The 18527-nt window shown below is 73.6% G+C and carries 18 protein-coding genes and 3 pseudogenes; all 21 read right to left on the bottom strand.

Translation table 11 applies throughout. The features are described 5' to 3' along the window. Positions 1-423: 423 nt before the first annotated feature. A complete protein-coding gene (locus ACMYLB_RS09755) occupies positions 424-1452 on the bottom strand; it encodes a glycosyltransferase (RefSeq protein ID WP_415910731.1) in 1029 nt (342 codons plus the stop codon). Between the two features lies 1 nt (position 1453). Beyond that, on the bottom strand, positions 1454-1876 hold the full coding sequence (locus ACMYLB_RS09760; RefSeq protein ID WP_415910732.1) for a methyltransferase domain-containing protein: 423 nt from the start codon (positions 1874-1876) through the stop codon (positions 1454-1456). 122 nt (positions 1877-1998) lie between these two features. Continuing rightward, positions 1999-2175: a hypothetical protein gene (locus tag ACMYLB_RS09765; RefSeq protein WP_415910733.1), complete on the bottom strand. Its 177-nt coding sequence runs from the start codon at positions 2173-2175 to the stop codon at positions 1999-2001. Further along, positions 2172-3266: an acyltransferase family protein gene (locus ACMYLB_RS09770; protein ID WP_415910734.1), complete on the bottom strand. Its 1095-nt coding sequence runs from the start codon at positions 3264-3266 to the stop codon at positions 2172-2174. Before ACMYLB_RS09770 ends, ACMYLB_RS09765 begins: the two co-directional genes overlap by 4 nt. Further along, positions 3263-4510: a hypothetical protein gene (locus ACMYLB_RS09775; protein ID WP_415910735.1), complete on the bottom strand. Its 1248-nt coding sequence runs from the start codon at positions 4508-4510 to the stop codon at positions 3263-3265. Before ACMYLB_RS09775 ends, ACMYLB_RS09770 begins: the two co-directional genes overlap by 4 nt. Continuing rightward, complete coding sequence (locus ACMYLB_RS09780; protein ID WP_415910736.1) at positions 4507-5769, bottom strand: glycosyltransferase family 4 protein; 1263 nt, start codon at positions 5767-5769, stop codon at positions 4507-4509. The genes ACMYLB_RS09775 and ACMYLB_RS09780 overlap by 4 nt, the downstream gene beginning before the upstream one ends. 1 nt (position 5770) lies before the next feature. After that, positions 5771-6730, bottom strand: a complete 960-nt coding sequence (locus ACMYLB_RS09785) for a glycosyltransferase family 2 protein (protein WP_415910737.1) — start codon at positions 6728-6730, stop codon at positions 5771-5773. Beyond that, the gene (locus ACMYLB_RS09790; protein ID WP_415910738.1) at positions 6727-8271 is read right to left on the bottom strand and encodes a hypothetical protein; all 1545 of its coding nucleotides are present in this window, start codon (positions 8269-8271) and stop codon (positions 6727-6729) included. The genes ACMYLB_RS09785 and ACMYLB_RS09790 overlap by 4 nt, the downstream gene beginning before the upstream one ends. 60 nt (positions 8272-8331) lie before the next feature. Further along, positions 8332-8823 carry an acyltransferase family protein gene (locus tag ACMYLB_RS09795; protein WP_415911162.1) on the bottom strand — a complete coding sequence of 164 codons (492 nt, stop codon included), beginning with the start codon at positions 8821-8823 and terminating at the stop codon, positions 8332-8334. 97 nt (positions 8824-8920) lie between these two features. Beyond that, positions 8921-9394: pseudogene (locus ACMYLB_RS09800) on the bottom strand (acyltransferase family protein); the annotation flags it as partial. Then, the gene (locus ACMYLB_RS09805; RefSeq protein ID WP_415910739.1) at positions 9391-10320 is read right to left on the bottom strand and encodes a glycosyl transferase; all 930 of its coding nucleotides are present in this window, start codon (positions 10318-10320) and stop codon (positions 9391-9393) included. The gene ACMYLB_RS09805 and the pseudogene ACMYLB_RS09800, both read right to left, overlap by 4 nt. Beyond that, a complete protein-coding gene (locus ACMYLB_RS09810) occupies positions 10320-10802 on the bottom strand; it encodes a hypothetical protein (RefSeq protein WP_415911163.1) in 483 nt (160 codons plus the stop codon). Before ACMYLB_RS09810 ends, ACMYLB_RS09805 begins: the two co-directional genes overlap by 1 nt. Before the next feature lie 110 nt (positions 10803-10912). Continuing rightward, positions 10913-11254, bottom strand: a pseudogene (locus tag ACMYLB_RS09815) (glycosyltransferase family 2 protein); the annotation flags it as partial. A gap of 138 nt (positions 11255-11392) precedes the next feature. Continuing rightward, the gene (locus ACMYLB_RS09820; protein WP_415910740.1) at positions 11393-13174 is read right to left on the bottom strand and encodes a carbamoyltransferase; all 1782 of its coding nucleotides are present in this window, start codon (positions 13172-13174) and stop codon (positions 11393-11395) included. Between the two features lie 13 nt (positions 13175-13187). Beyond that, positions 13188-13478, bottom strand: coding sequence for a hypothetical protein (locus ACMYLB_RS09825; protein ID WP_415911164.1), 291 nt, complete (start codon positions 13476-13478; stop codon positions 13188-13190). Between the two features lie 382 nt (positions 13479-13860). Further along, positions 13861-14346 (bottom strand): annotated as a pseudogene (locus ACMYLB_RS09830) (hypothetical protein); the annotation flags it as partial. Continuing rightward, positions 14343-14504 (bottom strand): hypothetical protein, encoded by a 162-nt coding sequence (locus ACMYLB_RS09835; RefSeq protein ID WP_415910741.1) that lies wholly within the window; start codon positions 14502-14504, stop codon positions 14343-14345. The gene ACMYLB_RS09835 and the pseudogene ACMYLB_RS09830, both read right to left, overlap by 4 nt. Continuing rightward, positions 14501-15505 (bottom strand): glycosyltransferase family 9 protein, encoded by a 1005-nt coding sequence (locus ACMYLB_RS09840; RefSeq protein WP_415910742.1) that lies wholly within the window; start codon positions 15503-15505, stop codon positions 14501-14503. Before ACMYLB_RS09840 ends, ACMYLB_RS09835 begins: the two co-directional genes overlap by 4 nt. A 5-nt stretch (positions 15506-15510) precedes the next feature. Further along, a complete protein-coding gene (locus ACMYLB_RS09845; RefSeq protein WP_415910743.1) occupies positions 15511-16452 on the bottom strand; it encodes an FkbM family methyltransferase in 942 nt (313 codons plus the stop codon). A gap of 8 nt (positions 16453-16460) precedes the next feature. After that, positions 16461-17165, bottom strand: a complete 705-nt coding sequence (locus tag ACMYLB_RS09850; protein ID WP_415910744.1) for a class I SAM-dependent methyltransferase — start codon at positions 17163-17165, stop codon at positions 16461-16463. Between the two features lie 105 nt (positions 17166-17270). Beyond that, entirely contained in the window at positions 17271-18527 is a 1257-nt protein-coding gene (locus tag ACMYLB_RS09855) for an ABC transporter ATP-binding protein (protein WP_415910745.1), read from the bottom strand.

Consider the following 18527-nt stretch of genomic DNA (forward strand, 5'->3'; position numbering starts at 1 on the left):
CGTTCAGCCACGGGTCCTGCAGGTCGATCACGTAGGGCACGCCGAATTCTCGGCGCCAGATGCGGCCGAGCGGGCAGAGGACGAATTGCGTGGTCGAGAAATAGACCAGGTCGAACTGCTGCTCGGTGAGCAGGCGCGTGCCGGTCTCGTAGAGGAAGGGCAGCGCGCGCAGGCCGAGGTTGTTGACGCCGATCCAGCGCGTCCAGCGGCGCGAGAACACCGGCGCGCGCACGATGCGCGCCGGGCGCGGCAGCGTGGCGAGCAGCGCCGGCTCGAGCGGGGCCATCGGGTCGTGGTCGGCCACGGTGAGCACGACGACCTCCCAGCCCGCGTCGACGAAGTGCGGCAGGCTCATGCGCACGCGCTGCATGTCCGGCGCGTTCACCGGCGGGAAGTGGGCGGAGACGATGAGCAGGCGCGGCATCAGGAGCGGAACGAGCGGTAGAGTTCCAGGTAGCGCGGGGCGACGACGCCGAGGCTGAAGCGCTCCTCGGCGTCGCGGCGGCAGGCGGCGCGGTCGAGTTCGCCGAGGCGGCGCACGGCGGCCACGCCGTCGTCGACGCCGGTGATGAAGAACCCGGTCCGCCCGGGCTGGACGATCTCGGGCAGCGCGCCGCGGGCGCAGGTGATGACCGGCGTGCCGCAGGCGAGGGCCTCGGGGAAGACGATGCCGAAGGGCTCGTTCCAGCGAATGGGCACGATCATGGCGGCGGCGCGGCCGAGCAGCTCGTTCTTCCGCCGGTCATCGACCTCGCCGATCCACTCGACGCCGTCGCGGCCGAGGTGCGGCTCGACCTCGCGGCGGAAGAACTCCGCCTGCGGGCCGCTCGCGGCGTGGTTGCCGGCGATGAGCAGCCGGCGGCCGGCGCGGCGGGCGATCGCAATGGCGAGGTCGGGGCCCTTGATGTCGTCGACGCGGCTGAGGAACACCAGCGGGGCGTCCGCGGGCACGCGGGACACGAAGGTGAGTTTCTCCAGCTCGACGAAGTTGGGCACGGCGGACCACTCGCCGCCCTGCGGCCGGCCCATGCCGCAGATGAACTCGCTGCAGCCGGTGAAGCGCAGCGTGCGGCCGCCGAGCCGGGCGGCGAGCGCGAGCTGCCGGCCGCCGGTGTGGCGCTGGTAGGACATCACCACCGGCTGGCGCGTGGCCAGCGTGGGCAGGAGGTAGCCGAGCCGGGAGAAGCTGTGCACGACGTCCGGCCGGAACGTCCGCACCGCGCGGCGGAGCGCGAGGGCGTTGCGCAGCGTGGCGGCGGCGCCGGCGATGCGCGCGTCGGCCCAGGTGAAGCGTGCGTCCACCGGCGCGGTCGACTCAGCGTGCGCCAGCAGCGCGACCTCGTGGCCGGCGGCGCGGTAGAACCGGATCAGCGCGTCGACGATGCGCTCGATGCCGCCGTAGCCGACGGGCGGCACGGGGATCAGCGGGTCGCAGGTGAGGAGCAGGCGCATGTTATTTGACGGCGTCGACGTAGAGCGAGTAGGGCGCGTGGTTCGGCTGGTCGATCGCCAGCTGCGGGTCGAGGGAGCGGCCGAAGCTCTGGCGCTCCACGCGGGTGAAGCCGGCGCGGCGCAACGCACGCTCCAGCGCGGCGAAGTCCCAGCCGAAGCAGTGCTCGCCGCCCTGGTGGAACACGTGGTTCACCAGCTCGATGGGATCGTTCATGTCGTCGGGCAGGCGTCCGGCGGGGAAGCCAAGCCCGGTCCAGAGCGCGGCGTCGTCCTCCACGTAGGCGCGCATGAAGCGCGCGGCGTCGGGCACGATGATGCGCGCGACGCCGCCGGGCGCGAGCACGCGGTGGAACTCGGCGAAGACCCGCGGCACGTCGTCGTGGAAGTCGATGTGCTCGATCACGTGCTCGGCCAGGATGCGCACGGCGCTGTCGTCGGCCAGCGGCAGGGGCCGGCGCAGGTCGTGGGTGCAGTAGAGGTCGGCGTGGTGGGGCGAGGCGTCGAGGTTGATCCAGTCCGGGCGGCCGCGGCCGCCGCTGCCGACGTTCAGCGAGACGCCGCGCAGGGTCCGCAGGCGCCGGAGGCGCGCGCGACGCCAGGGCAGGAGCGCGTTGGCCCAGCGCTGGCGGGCGAAGCGGAATTCCCGCGCAGGATGTCGAACACCCGCCGGCTGAACGGCGCGTGGGCGTAGGCCCAGCGGCCGAGGCGTTGCTTGAGCGTCATGGGGCGGTGGACGGCGCGCGGCCCCACCGGAGCGCGGGGCGTTCGATGCAGAACCAGCTGGCGGCGGCGACGGGCAGCACCAGCGCGAGGCTGAGCGCGCAGAGGGCCCACGGGCTGCCGCTCGCCGCGCCCAGGGCGACGAGCGCCTGCTGGACCGGGTAGTGGTAAAGGTAGATGCCGTAGGAGAAATCGCCCACGCGTTCGAGCGCCGCGCCGGGCAGGATCGCGGCGGCGAGCAGCGCCAGCGGCGGCACGAAGAGCGGCGCGGCGACGAAGTAGCCGCCGAGCGCAAACACCCCCGCCGAAAGCGCGCCGACCAGCAGCGCGCGCGGCACGGTCACGATCATGCGTTCCGCGTGCACGCACCAGAGCGCGCCCGCGGCGAAGAACGACGCCTGCGTGGCGAAGCGCCACACGATCCAGCCGCGCGCGGCGGTGCCGGGCGAGGCCTGAGCGAGCAGCCACGGTCCGGCGAGGTGCAGCGCGAACACCGCCAGCGCCGCGCCCCAGAGCAGCGCCCGGCGGGAGGTGAAGGCGAGGAGGGCGCCGCCGAGCGCGACGCCGACGTAGCAGAGGAACTCGGGGAACAGGCTCCAGAGCGCGCCGTTGGCCACGCCGGCCGCCGGGTGGGCGGCGAAGAGGTCGCCGATCGTCGGCTGGCTGATGCGGAGCAGGAAATTCCGCGCCACGTAGCCGAGCATCGGCGCGTCCGCGTAGGCCGCGGCGAGGCCGGCGCCGTGCTGGCGCGCCCACAGCCAGGGGAAGAGCGCGAGGCCGGTGAGCGCGAGGCAGGCCCAGAACGCCGGGAAGATGCGCCGGAAGCGCTTCCGGGCGAAATCGGCGGCGGACCGGGAGCGCAGCCAGCTCTGGGTGACGAGATAGCCGCTCAGGGCGAAGAAGGTGTTCACGCCGATTTCGCCGGCGAGGTTGACGCCGCCGTGGCGATACGGCTCGCCGAAGAGACGCTGCAGCGGATCGGGACCGTGGCCGCCGACCTCCCACGCGTGGCCGAAAACCACGATGCCCGCGGCGAGCAGGCGGAGCAGGGTGACGGCGTTGCCGCGGGTCGAGAGGTGGCGCTCCAGCGTCATGGCTTGCCGGCGGCCTTCTTCACGGCGCGCAGGACGAGTTCCTTTTCGTGGTCCCAGTTGAAACGCGTCTGGCCGAGTTGCCAGGCCGCGGCGCGGGCGGCGCGAGCGCGCGCGGGGTCGGCGAAGTAGTCGTCGAGCTGCCGGGCCACCGCGCCGGGGTCGGCGAAGTCGCCGACGAGAGCCGCGGCGCCGAGCTCGCCGGCGAGGGCGGACTGGGCGCGGGTGTTCGACATCAGCTGCGGCACGCCGGCGAGGAGGTAGACGAAAATTTTGTTCGCGAGGCAGATGTCGCGGTTGAGCGGCTCGGTTTGCTCGGTGGAGAGCCCGAGATCGGCGGCAGCGGCGAGGCGGGTCATCTCCGCGGACGCGGCGAACGGCAGGAAAACCGGTGGGCGGGCCACGCCGGCGCGCGCCGCCCGCTCGGTCAACTCGCGCTGGAACGACGGCGCGACGTGGCCGCGCAGGTGCAGCTCCGCGGGCGTGCGCATGCGGCCGAGGATGGCGATGATCTCCTCGATGCCGCGGCGCGGGCCGACGGTCTGCGAGAACCAGTAGAGGCGCGCGGGGCGATCGGCGGAGACCGGGCCGGGATCGACCGGGGTGGCGGGCGCGTCGGCGAGCGGGAAGACGTTCAGCACCGGCACGGGCGCGAGCTGGTAGCGCTGGACGTATTGCTCGGCGATCAGCGGCGCGGCGGCGGTGAGGTGGCTGGCCCGCGGCAGGAAGGTGGCCTGGAGGATCCGGGTCGCGGTGCGCTGCACGGGATCGAGCGCGATCTCGGGCGTCTCGGCCTCGTGGAAATCCTCGATGTCGAAGCCGAACTTCGCGCCCGTGCGCCCGGCGGCGAATGCGGCGGCGGCGAGGCCGGCGAGGCAGTGGCCGATGTAGTAGTGGGCGTCGAGCGCGGCGGCCGCGGCGGCGAGGCGCAGGGTGTCGGCGTGGTGCGCGCGCGCGGCGGTCTCGGGCGTGGCGAACGGTGCGCGCAGGATGAGCTTCTGCGCCAGCCGGCGGCGGACCTTGCGCACGAACGCGCCCGCGCCGCCGAGCGAGTCCACCGCGGTGCTGCCCCACGGCGCGCGGCGGGCGATCTCGGCGTCGAGCGCGACGTTGGGCGGATAATTGCGGCCGTGGACGACGTGCACCCGGTAGCCGGCGGCGTGCAGGGCGTCGGCCTCCTTGAGCAGGCGCGGGGTCGAGGTCAGGTGACCCGGCGTGACGAGGCAGATGAGTTTGGCGTCGCTCATGCGGAGAACAGTCCGGCCTCGCGCAGCGTCGCGGCGAGCCGGGCGCGGTAGTCCGGCCACTGCCAGCCGGCGGCCGTGCGCAGCGCCGCCTCGCGCATGGCGCGGAGCGGCGCGCGTTCCGCGGCGCAGCGCTCGACGACGTCGCCGATCGCGCCGGGATCGCCGGCCTTGATCAGGAGGCCGTTCTCGCCGTCGCGCAGCAGGTCGGAGGCGCCGGCGCAGTCGGTGGTGATCACGGGCACGCCGCGCGACCACGCCTCGGTCACGACCATGCCGAAGCCGTCGCAGAGGGTGGGGAAGATCAGCGCGTCGGCGCGGTGCAGCGCGGCCATGAGCTCGGAGTGCGGCACGGCGCCGGCGAATTCGACGCCCTCGGGCACGGGGCGCACGACGCGGTCGGGCAGCGCGACCGAGCCGTAGACGCGGAGACGGGCGTGGCGGCCGAGGCGACGCTCGCGCCAGGCGTCGAGGAGGTAGTGCGCGCCCTTGCGCACGCTGAAGGTGCCGGCCCAGACCAGTTCCAGCGGGCCGCCGCTGCTCCCGCCGCGCAGCGCCAGCTCGCGGTCGATGACCGGCGGGGCGCCGTAGGGGACGAGGCGGACCTTGCCGAGGTCGAGGCCGGCGGGCCCGAAGCTGCGGCGGGTGAACTGGGAGGCGGCGATGACGACGTCGGCGCGGGCGAACTCGGCGTGGCGGCGGGCGATGCGCTGCTCCTCGCGCTCGGCGGTCCAGCGGTGCCACGGCGTGATCAGCTCGGGGAACTTCTCCGCCTCGCGGTCGAGCAGCGCCTGGACGAAGCGCGGCTCGGGGGCCGGCATGTCGTAGGCGACGCGGATGCCGAGGGCGTTCGCCCGCGTGATGGTGGCGAGCGAGCTGTATTCGAAGGCGTAGACGCCGCTCAGGCCGGGGTGCAGGCGCCGCGCGACGGCGGCGTCGAAGGCCTGCTCGGTGCGCTCCCAGACGAAGTCGGTGAGCCTGCCGTCGCGGTCGGCACGCGCGGTGGCGACGCGCAGCAGTTCGCCCCAGGGGCGCGACTCGACGAGCGCGGCGGGCACGGCGCTGACGGTGCGGCGGCGGAACTCGCGTTCGAGGTCGAGGCCGACCAGGCGGCCGGCGGCGAACGCGGCGCGCTGCGCCAGGCTGTCGGGCGCATAGCGGATGCTCGTGACGTAGCGGTCGAGCTGACCCGCCTCGTGCAGCGCACGCGCCGCCTGTTGAACGAACGGCGCGACCATCGGGTGGAAAATGCGGACGCTCATGTCAGCCGGGGAATTTGCCCGCGAGCACCTGCAGGCGGCGCGCCAGTTTCCAGCCGACGAGCCGGCGGACCGCCTGGAAACCGCTTCCGCCGAGCGGGCGGAGCGCCGAGCCGCCGAGGCTGCGGGCGAGGTTTTCGGCGTCGGCGACGAGGTCGGGCGCGGCGGGATAATAGTCGTAGGCGAAGCGCTGCGCCAGGTCGGCGGCCGCGCGGCGCATCGCCGGGCCGTCGTCGAGCAGCGTCATCTCGTCGACGATGAGCTGCAGCGCGAGGTGGGCGGACTCGAGGTGCCGACGGCTGCGCTGGGCGCTGAGGCTGGCGGGGAGGCCGGAGCGGTAGAGCGACACGGCGTCGGCGCAGTAGGCGACGCGCGTCGCGGCGGCGACGGCGCGGGCGAAGAACTCGCCGTCGTCGTTGAGGCTGAGGCGCTCGTCCCACGGGCCGGCGGAGGCGACGATCGCGCGCGGCAGCAGCCAGGCGGCGGGGTGCATCATGCAGTCGTGCGAGCCGTAGCGGCGGAGGTAGTCGCGCGGCGCGAGGTCGACGAAGAGCGGGTTGTCGTCCGGAAAGGCCGCGCGCGCAGGATCGTCGTGGAAGCGGCCCCAGCGGGCGGTGAGGGCGGTGCCGGCCGGCTCGCGCGCGGCGCGGGCGAGCTGCGCGGCGATCTTGCCCGGGGCGAGCAGGTCGTCGGCGTCGAGGAACTGGATGAATTGCCCGGAGCTGGCGGCGAAGGCGGCGTTGCGTGCGGCAGCGGCGCCGCAGTTCGGCTGGGCGATGACCCGGACGCCGCGCGCCTCGAAGCCGCGGGCGATGGCGAGGCTGTCGTCGCGGGAGCCATCGTCGACGACGATGATCTCCGGCGCGTCGCCGCCGCCCTGGGCGAGTGCGGACTCCAGCGTCGCGCGCAGGTAGGGCGCGGCGTTGTAGCAGGGGACGAGGATGCTGACGCGCGGCGGGTTCAAGGCGAGGGCGTGGCGGCGAGGGGCAAGGCGAGCGGCGCCGGCAGGTCGCGGCCGGCGAGCAGCGTCAGCCGGCGGGCCGCGGTGACGGACGCGAGCGGGCGGCCGCCCAGGCGAAAGGGTTCCGTCGGCGCGACCGCGCCGAGCTGGCGGCGGGACCACATGGGGTTCACGACCCAGAGGTCGCGCGGACCGATCGCGGCGGCGGATTGCCAGCGCGTGCTGCGGCCGGGACTCCACGCCCAGGCGAGGTCGACGGCGCCGGCCGGAGGATGGTAATCGAAGACCGTGCGGAGGGTCGCTGCGTCGAAGACGACTTGCTCCGGGCGGGCCTCGTCGATGTAGGCCCGCACCCGCGCGCGGAGCGCGGGATCGTCGTTCGCGCGGTCGGCGAGGGCCTGGACCGTGTGCTGCACCGCGAACCAGGCGACGAGCACCGCGGCCGGCAGCACGCGGGCGGCGCGGGCGAGCGGCGAGGCGGCGGTGGCGGTGAGAATCAGCGGCACCGCCGCGACGACGAGGACGAGATAGATCGCGCACGGCCCGGGGTAGAGGGCGAGTCCCAGCGCGCCGCAGGCGGCGACGAAGAACAACGCCCGGCGCGCCCGCTGCGTGCCGCGTGCCGGCGCGGCGAGCCAGGCCAGGAGCGCGAGCGCGAGCACGCCCCCGCGCACATAGCCGTCGTAGCCGACCCGCAGGTGCTCGAAAAACTTGGCCAGCCGGCTGGGCGTGGCGCTGACGAATTGCGCGTGCACCCCGATGTCGTGGACGAGCTGTCCGAAGTGGCGGCCGACGATCGCGAGCAGGACAAGGAACGCGGCGGCGATGCCCGTGGCGATGCCGGCCGCCAGCGCGGGGAGCGGTTCGCGGCGCGCCCGCGCGTCCCAGAGGTGGAGCGCGGTGCCCGGCGCGGCGAACACGATCCAGAACGGGTGCGCGAGCACCGCGAGGCCGTTCAGGGCGCCGCCGAGCGCGGCGCCGACGAAGTCGCGGCGGCGCAGCAGGAGCAGCTGCCCGCCGGCGAGGCAGAGCAGGGTGAAGGCTTCCGGCCGCAGCCCGCGGTGGAGAATCCAGCCGCCCGCGATCATCGTTCCCAGCAGCGCGGCCGAGCGCCCGACGTCGAAGGCGCGGAGCAGACGCCAGAGGCAGGCAGAGGCGGCGAAGCCCAGGGTGCAGATCCACGCCGTGAGGCTCGACGTGGAGACGCCGAAGACGCGCAGCCAGCCGGCCAGTGCGACCGGATAGATCGGCGGCTGCACGAGGAACGGCTCCGCGGAAACTCCCGGCAGATAGCCGAGCCATCCGACGCACCAGGGATTCGCGATTTCCCCGTGTTGGGCGAGGTGCACCGCGATGCCGGCGAAGAAGGCGTCGTCGACGTTCGGCCGCGGGAGGCCGGCGAGCCAGAAGGCGGCCCAGATCAACGCGAGGATCCCGGAGAACACGAGCGCCTCGGACGCGGATTGCCGGCTCGCGCCGCTGACCGGCAGCATGCCGGATGCGACCGGCGCGCGAGGGGTGAAGATGGCGCGGGAGGAACTCACGCGGGGATGCCGAGGCGGGCGCCTTGGTTCACGCCAGGCGCAGGGCGAGAGGAGGTGCCGTCACGGAGGCGAGGACACGCGCGGCTCATGAGGCTGCCCCGAGCGGGCGAGGGCTCGGGAGGAGGCGACGGCCGGATTGAGGAAGGGACGCTCGATCGCCCGGTGGAACAGCGCGGCGACGGCGACGACGGCCGCGAGGCAGAGCAGCTGCACACCGGCGAGCGCGGCGGGGTTCTCGGGCTGTGGCGTAATCAGGCGCAGGAAGCCGAAAACGCCGACGGGCACGTGAATCAGGTAGAGGCTGTAGGAGATCGTGCCCAGGTAACCCAGGGGCCGCAGCCACTGCGGCAGGCCGATCCGCGGAATGACGGACAACAGGAGCGCGGTCGCGATCGCGACCGTCAGGTAGGCGGCGCCGATGTAGGCCGAGGGCGCGACGAGGAGGCGCACCACCGGCAACGCGCAGGCGCCGAGCATGAGCAGCGCCCACGGCGAGTGCGCGCGCCGGAGCGCGAGCGCCGCGCCCAGTCCGAACAGCGGCCAGTAGCGCACGAAGAAGAGGAGTTGCCTGGGTCGGCAGCTCCATCGCGGCGGCGAGGCAGAGCGCCACGTGCAGGAGGGCCAGCAGAGCGACCTGCGCGCGGCTGGGCGCGAGCAGCAGGCCGGCGAGCAAGGCATAGAACGCCACCTCGTAGGAGAGGGACCAGTAAACCCAGTTGATAGCGGGCACCGGACTCGCCGGGTCGGTCACGAGCGTGAGGTTGGCGAGCCACGCCAGCGCCGTGCCGGGCGCCCGCGCGACGTCGTTCACGCCGCTGAGGAGCTTCGTGCCCGCGGCAACGGCGAGGACCAGGACCCAGGAGGCGAGATAGGGCGGATACAACCGCCGCAGCCGGCGCGTCCCAAAGGCGAAGGCCGATCCGCCTCGCAGCCACGAGAGCGTGATACACCAGCCGCTGAGAACGAAGAACACCGGGACGCCCAGATGGCCGTAGGACCACACTTGCCGCCAGAGGCCTCCGCCCCCGTGCTCGATCACGGCGTTGAAATGAAACAGCACCACGCTGGCGGCGGCCAGCCCCCGGGCGATGTCGATCCAGCCGTCTCGTGCCGCCGGATTCATGACTGGGCGCGGCGCCAGTTGTGGCGGAAATACCAGGGTTTCGAATCGGCGACGTAATGGTGCATCACGGCGGCGCAGCGATCGGCCTCGGGCGGGCGCGGGCAGGTGACGTAGTCGGCGGCGGAGGCGATGGCGCAGTCGCGGCCGGCCACGAGCATGGCGATCAGCGCCTGCTCGAGGTAGTAGCTCGTGCCCTCGCGGGCGTGCAGCGTGGCGGTCCAGCGCTCGAGCTTTTCCCAGTCGAGCGCGGCGCCGTCGAGGCCGGTGAGGCCGACGTTCACCCGGTCGGCGACCGGCGCGCCAGCGAGCGCGTCCATCAAGCCGCGCGAGTAGCCGTAGGAGGTCTCGCAATCGACAGCGTGGAGCGGACGATCGGGCGCGTCGGCCCAAGCGAGGATGAAGTCGGGCCGGCGGAAGAACAGCAGATCCGAGTCGATCACGAGCTTCCACCCGGAGCGGCCGACGTGTGGATCGAGCAGCTTGCGGAGGTTGGGATAATTCAGCCAGCGCTCGCGCAGGACGGGGAATCGCGCGGCCGGCAGGTGCGCGTCGAGGCGCGCGATGGCGTCGGCCCGCTCGACGAAGCGCGCGGCGGGGAACAGGCGGAGAAGCGGGGCGCGGAATTCGCCGGCGAGGGAGCCGTCGTCGTAGATCACCGGCGCGAGCGGACGCTGCGCGTGCCGCGCGAACGTCCACAGGCAGAACGCGGTTTGATACCAGAAGCGCCGCCCGGTCAGCAGGTGCAGCTCGACCGGCGCGCCCGCGGCGGGAGGCAGCGCGGGCAGGGTGCGCGCGGCGGCCTCCATCGCGGCGCGTCCGCGCGCGGTGCGCCACACCTCGAGCGGGCCGCCGGCGGCGAGGACGCTCCGCACGTAGCCGGCGGGGCGGTGCCAGGTTTGGTAGACGATGCGGCCGGCGAGGGACATCAGCGCAGAGTGGCGAGGCCTTCGAAGTGACCGCAGGCGCCCTGCCAGCGGATGCGCGCGACCGGGCCGGACCACGCACGGTAGGCGAACCACGCCTTCATCTGGCGCAGCGGCACGGTCCACGGCGCGACCGGCGGCCAGGGATTCGCGTCGTGCCGGTGCAGCACCTGCACCCACGAGCGGGCGATGCCGCGGTTGAGGCGCGCGAGGTAGTCCGGTTGCACGCGGCCGGCGGGGATGAGGTGGGTGAGCGCGAGGGCGGGAAAATAGCCCACGCCCCAGCCGGCGCGCAGGATCGCGAGCACGATGTCGTTGTCGCCGCTGGAGGAAAGTTCCCGGCCGCGGCGATCGGGGAGCCGCGCGGCGGAGGCGTCGGCGAGCCAGGAGGCGAGCGCGGCGCGGCGGATCGCCATGCCGGCGCCGATCGGGGCGCAGCGCGGGTATTCGTTGCGGCCGGTGGCGGCGTCGAAGAGGACGCGCACGTCTGCGGGGCGTCGCCGAGGTCGCGGAGCGCGAGCAGGCCGTCGAATTCCGGCTGCCACCACGCCGGGCGCGGCTGTTCGAGCTCGCCGATGCTGCGGCCGCCGATGGCGCCGAGCTTCGGGTGTGCGGCGAGGATCGCCGCGACCTGGTCGAGGTAGTCGATGGCGAGGACGTTGTCGTCGTCGACCATGACAACGAACTCGCCGCGCGTCTCAGCGAAGCCGCGGCGGCGCGCCGGCGTGAGGCCGAGGGCAGGCTCGGCGACGAGCCGGAGGTTGGCCGGCGCGTGCGGCGCCAGCTCCGCGACGGTGAGGGCGGGCGCGGAGGCGTTGTCGACGACGACGAGCTCCCAGCCGTCGGCCGGCAGCGTCTGCGCGCGCAGCCCGGCCAGCGTGCGCGCGAGGCGGCCGCGGTGCGGGTTATGCGTGGGCAGGATGACGGACAGTCGCACGTTCAGGCCGGGTCAGCGGAGGAAGCCACGGATGGGGCCGATGTCCTCACGTGCCGCGGAGGTGCGTCGGGCGCGTGCTGGGGCGCCAGCCGGCCGGAGCCGGGCGGGTGCAGACGCGCAGGAGCGCGACGAGGATTTTCAGGCCGATTTGGCGAATTGCTTGAGCCATGTGAGTTTCTCCTCGCGGGTTTTCTGGAAGGGATTGCGAAAGAGCTGGTCGTTGAGCACGAGCAGGTCGATGTCGGTGTTGAGGAAACATTCCCAGGCCTCGGCGGCGGTGCGGACGATGGGCTGGCCGGAGACGTTGAAGGAGGTGTTGATGAGGATCGGGACGCCGGTCTGCCGCTTGAAGGCCGTGAGCAGGCGGTGCATGTCGGGGTGGTTTTGCCGGGCGATGGTCTGGAGCCGCGCGGAGTAGTCGACGTGCACGACGCTCGCGATCTCGCTGCGGGGAAAGTCGAGGCGCTCGCGGAGCGAGGCGAACTTCTCCGGCTGCGGCGTGCGGCGGGCCGGGACGAGGTTCGCGGTGTATTGCATGAAGTCGCTCGGCTCGTCGGTGTCGAACCACGCCGCGCAATCCTCGGCGAGGACGAGCGGGGCGAAGGGGCGGAACGACTCGCGGAACTTCACCGCGAGGTTCAGGCGCGACTGCATGCCCGGCTGGCGGGCGTCGGCGAGGATGGAGCGGGCGCCGAGGGCGCGGGCGCCGAGCTCCATGCGGCCGCGGACCCAGGCGACGATCTTGCCCGCCGCGAGCTGGCCGGCGACGAAGGCGTCAAAATCGCCTGGGACCGGCACGCGCCACGCCTGAGCTTCGGCCGGGATCGGCCCCGGTTCGCCGCCGAGGTAGAAGCCGTTGTGCGCGATCTTGAACGGCGTGCCGCCGCGGCGTTCGCGCTCGAGCAGCAGCGCGGCGCCGAGGCCGGAGCCCATGTCGCCGCCGACGGGCGAGTTGAAGACGCGGGTGAAGATCTTCGCGGCGCGGAGCTTGCCGGCGGTGACACAGTTCTGCGCGCAGCCGCCGCAGAACACGAGGTGCTCCTCGCCGGTCGCGGCGCGGATGTAGCGCGCCATCTTGAAGACCTCGTCCTCGAAGATCTGCTGCAGCGAGGTGGCGATGTCGATGTGGTCGTCGGTGAGCGGCGCCTGGGCGTCGCGGACGGGCACGCCGGTGGCCGCAGCGACGAGCGGCAGCGCGGCGAGCAGCGACTCGTGCTGGAACTGCACCGGCGCGCGCAGGCGGAAGCCGCCGCGCTCGTCGGTGGTGAAGAGGCGCGAGAGTTTCCCGACGTAGCGCGGCGTGCCGTAGGGCGCGAGACCCATGACCTTGTATTCGGAACCGAAGGAGTGGAACCCGAGATACATCGTCACGAGCGTGTAGAACATCCCGAGGCCGTTCTCGTAGGTCTGCTCGGCGCGCAGCTCGAGGCGGCCGCCGTCGATCACGCCCATGCTGGCGCTGTAGTCCTCGCCCTTGCCGTCGACGCAGAGGAAGGCGGCGCGCTCGAACGGCGAGGTGTGGAAGCCGCCCGCGACGTGCGTGAGGTGGTGCCAGGCGAAGTGGAATTTCGCGGCGGGGAACAGCGCGCGCGCCGGGTCGGTGTAGTAGCCGGCGGTGCGCTCGGGCAGCAGGCGGCCGAGCGCGCGGGTGAAGGCGTTGCCGGGCCGCGCGGAGAGGTTGAAGAGGTGGCTCTGCAGCGGCTTCTCGGCGAAGACGACGTCGGTGACGTCGGCGGGCGCGAGCCCGCCCATCGCCAGCGCCTCGGCGATGGCGCGGTGCGGGAACGAGCCGTCGTGCTTGAGGCGCGTGTGCCGCTCCTCCTGCGACGAGGCGATCAGGCGGCCGTCGACGAGGAGCGCGGCGTTGGCGTCGTGGCCGAGCAGGCCGCCGATGCCGAGGATGACGGAGCGAGGGGGCATGGGAGCGGAAAAGTTAGCGCGGTGCGCCGGCGGGCAGGGCGGCGGCGAGGCGGGCGTGGATGCGGTCGGGATGGAACTCCTCCTGCGCCGCGGCGCGCATCAGGCGCGCGTGGCGTTCCCACGCGCCGCGCTCGAGCAGCGCGGCGACGGCGTCGGCCACCGGGGCGCCGAGCGCCTCGGCCCGCGCGTTCCAGCCGCGCGCGCGCGCCCAGGCGGCGACCGGCGTGCTCGCCGGCGCGAGGATGAGCGCGGGCACGCCGGTGGCGGCGAACTCCGGGAGCTTGCTCGGGAAGCACGTGCGCACCCAGCGCGAGCGCTCGTCGTCGAACTCGTAGGTGACGACGAACGCGGTGGCCTCGCGGGCGAGGAAGTCGACGACGTCGTGGTTGGAGGAAAGTAGCCGCGCACCGCGACATTCCCCAGCGCGGCAAGGCGGGCCTCGGCCGCGGCGCTGTGCCGGCCGATGACGGTGAGGCGGCCGCCGGCGGGAGCGAGCGCGCGGGCCACCTCCTCCAGGGCGGGGACGGCGGAGTCGTGCAGGTAGCCCGCGTAGACGAAGTGCGCCGGGGTGCGGAACGCGGGGGCGGGGGCCTCGGGGGCGAGCGCGTTCTCGGGAATCGGGGGAGGGTCTCCGTCCGGACGCCGGGGTGAAGTTCGCGCAGCCACTCGCCCATCGCGTCGCTCACGGCCCAGACGCGCTCCGCGCCGGCGAGCACGCGGCGGTCGGACGCGAACTGCCGCGCCCGGGCGCCGGGCGCGGCCGGCTCGAAGTAGTCGTGGGCGAAGACATGCAGCGGCGCGCCGAAGCGGCGTGCGAGGTGCGTGCCGATCGAGGCGAACTCGCCGTTGAGGACGGTGAAGAGGGCGGCGAAGCGGGTGCCCGGCGGATGGGCCGCGCGGATCTCGCGGGCGTAGAGCGCGGCGCGCAGGGCGAGGGCGAGCGCGGACTCGCGCCGGAACGGCGGCCACCACCAGCGGCGGTAGGGCAGCGGCACGACCGTCCAGTCCGGCCGGCTGATCGGGATGCCCGCGAGGGAATCCTCGAGGCAGGCGCTGCTCACGCTCCAGCCCGCGTCCGCCAGGCGACGGAGATGGCGGTCGATGATCACCGGGCTGCCCACGCCGGGTCCGGGCGGGCAGTGGTTGAGGAAGAGGACGCGCGGCGCGGTCATGCGTGGGCGCGGACGGCCGGATCGGCGAGGAGCGATTCGCAGGCTGCGATCACCGCGGCGGGTTGCACGAGGCGGGCGTCGCGCTCGCCGCCCGGCGAGCGCGGGTGCACGAGGCGGAACGGGACGCCATGGGGCGAGAAGCGCCGGTGCGAGTTCACGTCCAGGGCGGGGAGTCCTCGCGGTCCCAGTGCACGACGACCACCGGACAGCCGGCGGCGGCGGCGAGGTGCACGGCGCCCGAGTCGTTGCCGACGAAGAGGCGGGCGCGGCGCAGCAGCGCGCCGGATTGGGCGGGGCTGAGCTCGCCCGCCAGGTTCACGAGGCCCGGTTCGTCGCCGGGGAAGCGGGCGGCGTCCTGCCGGTCGCCGAGCAGCACGACGGGGCCGCCGTGGCGCGCGCGCCACTCGCGCGCCAGCAGGAGAAAATGCCCGGCCGGCCAGAGCTTGTGCGGCAGCGAGGCGCCGACGCCCAGGGCGAGCAGCGGGGCCTCGGCCGCGATGCCCGCGGCGGCGAGGCGCTGGCGCAGGGCGTCCTCCTCCGCGGGCGGGCAGTGCAGCTCGAGCGGGCCGGCCGCCTCGACGCTCGCCCCGGCGGTGCGCAGGAGCAGCAGGTTGGCCTCGGCCTCGTTCAGCGGCGCGGCGGGATAGGCGATCTCGGTCGTGAGCGCCGCGGGGCCGGCGATGGCGTCGGCGGGCGGCGTGGCGAAGCCGAGGCGCCGCGGCGCGCCGCTCAGGCGCGCGACCAGGCGCGCCTGATGGTGGTCGGGGCCGGTGCGCGGGATGAACGCCCAGTCGAAGCGCGCGCCGCCCAGCGTCGTGCGGAAGAAGCGCGCGATGGCGTTCACGCGGCGGAGGGCGCCGAAGCGCCGGGGCGTCTCGTCCAGCTCAAGCACGTGGACCGCGTCGACGTGCGGGCAGTTTTCCGCGAGCCCGGCGGCCAGGCGGCGTGTGAGCAGGGTGATGCGGGCGCGCGGCGCGGCGCGGCGCAGCGCGCGCAGGAACGGCGTGGCGAGGACGAAGTCGCCGAGCGCGTCCAGTTTCACGACCAGGATCGTCCGGGCGTCCGCGAGCAGGCCTGCGGCGCCGCCGGGAGCGATGCGGCGCGCCGCGACGAAGCGGGCGAGGCGGGTCGGAAACGAAACCGGCGCAGGGAAACTCACGCGAATCAGGAACCGGGGGCGCGAAGCGTGCCGAGCGAGGCGAGCGGAAACGCGAGCGTTTCCAAGTGCGGCGGCAGGGCGACGATGTCGAAGTGCGGGTCGCCGTGCGGCTGCATAGCGAGGAGGTAGTCGAACCAGCGGCCGATCTCGGGATCGGCCGGCCCGGAGAAGTGCGAGAAGGGGCCGTCGTTGCGGAACCAGAGGAGGCGCGCGTAGCCGGCCGCCTGCAGCGTGGCGAAGGCGACGTGCGGGTCGTTGCCGGCGCCGCGGAGCAGGGCCGGGTGCCACTCGAAGATCACGGCCGGCTGGTCGCGCGCGAGCAGGCACGTCGCCCCGGCGAGCGCCTCGCCGTCGGAGCCGTCGATGTCGATCTTGAGCACGTCGAAGCGCGGCGCGGCGTCGAGCAGCACCGCGTCGAGCGTGGTGGCCGCGACGGTGCCGGCGCCGGAGGCGGTCGCGGTGCCCGGGTGGTTGTGCACGAGGGCGGCGACCCGGCCAGGGGCGCGGGCGAGCATGGCCTCGTGGATGGTTACGTGGGGGAAGCGCGCGGTGTTGGCGCGGAGCAGCGGCAGGAAGTCGGCGTCGGCTTCGACGCAGTGGATGCCCGCGAGGCCGGCACCGGCCTGCTCCTCGAGCAGGAGCACGGTGTTGCCGAGCGAGGCGCCGACATCGATGACGCGCACCGGCCGGCCGAGGGCGGCGGCGGTCTGGCGCACGAGTTCGACGAGCGGGCGGTTGAAGAGCGGCACGTCCTGCAGGAGGAACGGGTAGGGATTGCCGCCGTTCAGGCGCGCGGGGAAGCCGTGCAGCACGGTGTCGAACTCGCCGCGGTAGCCGTCGTAGATCGCGCGCAGTTTTCTTTCGATAAAGGCGAGGCGCAGCACGCGCAGCCGGTGCCGCGCGCGCGGGAGCCAGCGCGAGATCCAGGAGACGAGGGCGGTGCTCATGGGGAGAGTCAGCCCAGCAGGGCGAGGCCGCGCATGGTGGGCGCGGTGGCGAAGCGGCGATACCAGCCGCGGGCAAAGGCGTGGCGGAGGGCGAGGGGCACCGAGGCCATGTGCGTGAAATCGTCCACGAGCACGAGTCCGCCGGGGGCGAGCAGGTCGCGGGCGAGGGCCAGGTCGGCGATCTTGCCCTCGAGGCTGTGATCGCCGTCGACGTGGATGAGATCGAAGCGCGGCCGCCGCTGGAGCCGTTGCCGGATGCGCGGATCGTGTGACGAGCCGGCGATGAATTCGGAGGTCAGCGCGGGATACTCGCGTCCGACCTGCCGCAGGGCCCGGCGCGCGCGTTTCAGGCCGTCGGGCAGGTAGAAGTCGGGATCGACGCCGACGTAGTGGCCGGCGCCGGCCGTGGCGCGAGCGAAGACGACCGCGAGGTAGCCCGTGCGCACGCCGATTTCCAGCAGGCGCGGAGCGGGGCAGGGGCGCAGTTCGCGGAGGAGCGAGTGGTAGAGCGGGTAGTAGTCGCGGGAAAGCAGCCACGGATCGCGCGGGTCCAGGTCCTCCTCGCGCCAGCAGGCGGCCAGTTCCCCGGCGACGGTGAAGAGCGCGCGGGAGTCGGGCCGGGGCTGCGCGAGCGCGTGGTCCACGTGATCCTGGAGCGCGGCATCCGGCGCCGGCAGCGGCGGCGGTTCCGCCGCGCGGAGCGCGTCGCGCACTTCCGGCAGGTCGGTGGCCTCGGGGGCGGGCCGAGCAGGAGGCCCCGCAGCTTGCGTTTGACGCGGGCGGTGAGGGACAGGGTCATCGAACCGGCAACCGGATTTTCAGGAGGGCAGCGTCTGCTGGGACCAGCGGACGGGCGGCTCGATCAGGCCGATGCGGGAGTCGCGCAAGTCGCCGCGCAGGCTGCCGACCTCGTCGATCTCGAAGCCGAGGAAATCGTCCACGACGTCGTAGACCTCGCGGTTGGGCTCCACGGCGGCGACGGTGAGGCGGTAGCTGCCCGGAGCGAGCAGGCCAGGCAGCTCCACGTCGAATTGGTAGCGTCCCGCCTCGCAGCGCGGGATGCGGCGGGCGGCGTCGGCGCTCGAGGTGGTGAACACGGCCTGGTTGCCGGCGGAGGAGACACGGACGCCGATCTGCAGGGCGGAGAGGGCGCGGGTGGCGCGGACGACGATGCGCAGGCGCACGGGCTGGCCGGGCGCGAAGGCGCCGACGCCGTCGGCGGAGGGGCCGGCGACGTCGATCGCCTCGAGCATGCAGGCGCTCGCCGCCTTGGCGGCGGGGCGGACGTAGCGATGCTGGTGCGACTCGGCGAAGGCGGCCTCGTAGGCCGCGGCGACGCGCGAGACGTCGTCGAAGGTCTTGAGCTGGCCGCGTTCGAGCAGCACGGCCTTGCTGCAGAGCTGCCGCACGACGGGCATCTGGTGGCTGACGAAGAGGACGGTGCGGCCCTCGCCCTGCGCGACCGATTGCATCTTGCCGAGGCACTTGCGCTGGAACTGCGCGTCGCCGACGGCGAGGACCTCGTCGACGATGAGGATCTCCGGCTCGAGGTGGGCGGCGACGGCGAAGGCGAGGCGCACATACATGCCGCTCGAGTAGTGCTTCACCGGCGTGTCGAGGAAGCGCTCGACCTCGGCGAAGGCGACGATCTCGTCGAACTTCCGCGCGATCTCGGCGCGCGACATGCCGAGGATGGCGCCGTTGAGGAAGATGTTCTCGCGGCCGGTGAGTTCCGGGTGGAAGCCGGTGCCGACCTCGAGCAGCGAGGCGACGCGGCCGCGGATGTGCACGCGGCCGGTGGTCGGCTCGGTGATGCGCGAAAGGATCTTGAGCAGGGTGGACTTGCCGGCGCCGTTGCGGCCGATGATGCCGATGACCTCGCCGCGCTGCACCTCGAAGCCGATGTCGCGCAGGGCCCAGAATTCCTCGTAGGTCGAGCGGCTGTTCCAGCGGAAGCGGCGCCAGACCTTGCGCGCGCCCTGCATGAGCGAGTCGCGCAGGGTGTCGGAGCGGGCCTGGTGCGCGAGCCGGTAGTGTTTGCCGAGGCCCTCGACGGTGATGATCGCGTCGCTCAT

The organism is Oleiharenicola sp. Vm1, from assembly GCF_047777955.1.
Lineage (GTDB): Bacteria > Verrucomicrobiota > Verrucomicrobiia > Opitutales > Opitutaceae > Didemnitutus.